General features: G+C 63.1%; 4 protein-coding genes. All 4 read right to left on the bottom strand.

The features are described 5' to 3' along the window. A partial coding sequence (locus tag EN925_RS28735; RefSeq protein ID WP_128337099.1) for a Na+/H+ antiporter subunit E occupies positions 1-448 on the bottom strand: 448 nt, incomplete at its 3' end. Then, a complete protein-coding gene (locus EN925_RS28730) occupies positions 445-2,085 on the bottom strand; it encodes a monovalent cation/H+ antiporter subunit D (RefSeq protein ID WP_127367938.1) in 1,641 nt (546 codons plus the stop codon). The genes EN925_RS28735 and EN925_RS28730, both read right to left, overlap by 4 nt. Then, complete coding sequence (locus tag EN925_RS28725) at positions 2,085-2,426, bottom strand: Na+/H+ antiporter subunit C (RefSeq protein WP_127367939.1); 342 nt, start codon at positions 2,424-2,426, stop codon at positions 2,085-2,087. The genes EN925_RS28730 and EN925_RS28725 overlap by 1 nt, the downstream gene beginning before the upstream one ends. Next, positions 2,426-3,394: hydrogen gas-evolving membrane-bound hydrogenase subunit E (gene mbhE / locus EN925_RS28720; protein WP_128337098.1), on the bottom strand; the 969-nt coding region annotated here is incomplete at its 5' end. The genes mbhE and EN925_RS28725, both read right to left, overlap by 1 nt.

The raw sequence follows: 3,394 nt of genomic DNA, 5'->3' as shown, positions 1-3,394 counted from the left end.
GCTTGATCAGGTCGATCCACGCCTGCTGGTCGATCAGGTCGAGAACATGGATCCGAAGCCTGCCGCTGCCGGCGTGATATTCGACCCAGGCGGTGCCGGGCGTGCTGGTGATGATGCAGGCGAGTACGGCCAACCCAGTCCGGTCGCGCAGTTCGAGCGGGATCATCACGAATCCGGATGTTCGCGTATGCCGCCCGCCTTGCAGGATGATCTCCGCCACGGCGATGTTGGAGCGAAGAATGTCCGCCAGGACGACCAGGACCAATTGCGGGATCAGGTCCCAGCGTCGTATTTTTGGTTTAGCGGGCTGAAGCGCTGCCATGGCCAAGGACGCTGCGAGAGCGATGACGCCGCCGAGAAACACCTGGCCGATGGACAGCCCATTGAGCAGTATCCACATCGCGAGCAGCGAAGCTGTCAGCAGCGGATAAGGCAGAAGGGCGATCATTTGTCCCTCGGCGCGTTGGGCCCTGGTATCGGCTGGATGGACAGAACATCTCGCAAGTAGTCCGCGGGCGAATGCAGCGATTGGGCGGTCGCATCCATGTAGCGCATCATCGGTCCACCCTGGACCGTCATCAACAGGCAGAGCGTCAGGAGGAAGGCTACTGGCGCGATCTCCAGGAGCAGCACGCGGGGGACGGTGCCTTCGATCGGCGCCCAGAAAATCTGGATGCCAGCGCGCATCGTGCCGATCAGGGCGCAGAGGCCGGACAGGATCAGCAACGCGACCAGGATCCATGTCGAGCCCGCGATTAGGCCGCCACCCGCCACAGGATCGGGGCGCACCATCGCGGTCAGCAGCGCGAACTTTCCGACAAATCCCGAAAGCGGTGGCAGGCCCGCGAGCAAGAGGCCGCATGCCGCGAAACAGATGCCGAGAACGGCCAGCGTGCCGGGGATGGCAACGCCGACTTCCTCCTGCTCTGGCACCGGCTCCTCCATGTCGTCGCGATAGGCTTCCATGGTCACCGATAGAACATGCGCGGCTGGGTCCTGCACCCGCTCGACGAGTTCGATCAAGAGAAAGAACGCGCCGATCGTCAGTGTTGAACTGACCATGTAGAAGAGGGCTCCGGCAGTGACTCTCGCATCGGCCATCCCGATCGCGGCCAGCAGTGTGCCGGATGAGACCAGGATGCTGAAGCCGGCGAGCCGGCCCACTGCCTGCGACGCCAACACGCCGATAGCGCCGAAGGCGATGGTGGCCATGCCGCCGAACAGCAGCCACGAGTCGCCAAAGCCCGCTGTGGCGCCGGCGTCCACGCCAAACAGCAACAGGGAAAGCCTCAGCAGGATATAGAAGCCGACCTTGGTCATGATCACGAAGATCGCGGCGACCGGGGCCGCTGCCGCCGAATAAGCGCCGGGCAGCCAGAAGCTCAGCGGCCACATCCCCGCCTTGACCAGGAAGGCGACGCCGAGGACGGCGGCGCCTGCTTCGAGCAGCATTCGATCCGCCGCCGGCACCGCCGGGATTCGCTGCGCAAGATCTGCCATGTTCAGTGTGCCGGTCACGCCGTAGATCAGGCTGACCCCGATCAGAAACAGCGACGAAGCAGCGAGATTGACTGCAATGTAGTGCAGGCCCGCCTTGACGCGGAGCGGTCCCGAGCCATGCAGAACGAGACCATAGGATGCAGCCAGAAGCACCTCGAAGAAGACGAACAGGTTGAACAGGTCGCCGGTGAGGAACGCCCCGTTCAGCCCCATGAGCAGAAACTGGAAGAGCGTGTGGAAATGCGGCCCTGCCTTGTGCCAGCGCGCCAGCGAGAAGGCCAGGGAAGCGAGCGCCAGTACGCTGGTGAGAACCAGCATCAGGGCGGACAACCTGTCGAGCACGAGCACGATGCCGAACGGCGCCGGCCAATTGCCGAGCAGATAGACGCCGGTGGTTGCTGACGAAGCAAAGGCATTGTCGACCGAGCGAAGCAGAGCTATGGCGATGACCACCAGCGCAAGCACCGAGACGATGCTGATCACTGCCTTGACGACATGGCGACGCTCGTCCAGCAGCAGCAGCACGGCCCCTGCCGCGAGCGGCAGGACGATCGGCATGATCATGAGATGACCTGCCGTTTCCATCAATTGGGCTCCCTGCCGTCGACATGGTCGCTGCCCGTCAGGCCACGCGATACGAGCAGCACCACGAGGAACAGGGCCGTTGTCGCGAAGCCGATGACGATGGCGGTCAAAACAAGCGCCTGCGGGATGGGGTCGGCGTAGTCCGCTGGGTTGACCACCGCGCCGGATTCGAGAACGGGCGGCGTATTCACCCTGAGTCTGCCCATCGAGAAGATGAACAGATTAACCCCATAGCCGATGAGCGACAGGCCGATGATGACCTGAAAGGTCCGCGGCCGAAGTAACAGCCAAACGCCGGCCCCCGTCAGTACGCCGATCCCGATGGCAAGGATAAGCTCCACTACGCGATTTCCTCGTTGCTTTGCGCCACGATCCGGTATGCGCGCAGTCGGCGGATGGACTGGTGGGCGAGAGCGATCAGCATCAGCACGGTCGCACCGAGAACGAGGCAAAAGACGCCGAGATCGAAAAGGGTCGCGGTAGCCGCCGGCACCGAACCGATCAGTGGCAATTCGACATAACGGGAATACGAGGTCAGGAAAGGGTATCCGAACAGCCAGGAGGCCGCCCCGACGAGGGCCGCCAGGAGAAGGCCGAAGCCGATCCAGTTCACCGGCAGGACCCGCAACCTGTCTTCAACCCAGCGTGTGCCCGCCGCCAGATATTGCAAGATGAAGGCGGCGGCCAATGCGATTCCGGCGACAAAGCCGCCGCCGGGGAGATCGTGGCCGCGCATGAACAGATAGGCGGCGAACACGATGATGACCGGGAACAGCCATTGCATGATCACCGCCGGGATCAGCAAATAGTCGCTCACCGTATCGCCCGCCTCACGGTCGGGCCTGGCTTCGTCGAATGCCCTCTGGACGCGTTGCTGTTCAGGGGATTCGACATTGTCGGGCGCCGGCCGGAACCGGCGAAGCAGGGCGAACACCGTCAACGCGACGATGCCGAGAACCGTGATCTCGCCGAACGTGTCGAAACCCCGGAAGTCCACCAGGATGACGTTGACGACGTTCTTGCCGCCTCCTTCCGAATAGGCCTTTTTCAGGAAGAAGTCGGCGATTGTGACGGGCGGGGTTCGTGTCATAACCGCATAGGCGATAATGGTCATGCCGGTCCCGCACACCACCGCAATGGCCAGATCGCGGTAGCGACGTAGTCTTGCGCCAGTCGTGGCCAGGCCGGGGGCGACGTCTGCCGATCGCTTGGGCAACCAGCGCAATCCCAGAAGGATGAGAACCGTGGTCACCACCTCCACGAGCAGTTGAGTGAGCGCGAGGTCCGGCGCCGAAAACCAGACGAAGGT

Source organism: Mesorhizobium sp. M7A.F.Ca.US.006.04.2.1 (assembly GCF_004022915.1).
GTDB classification, from domain to species: Bacteria; Pseudomonadota; Alphaproteobacteria; order Rhizobiales; family Rhizobiaceae; genus Mesorhizobium; species Mesorhizobium ciceri.
This window is presented reverse-complemented; position numbering and strand designations above follow the sequence as displayed.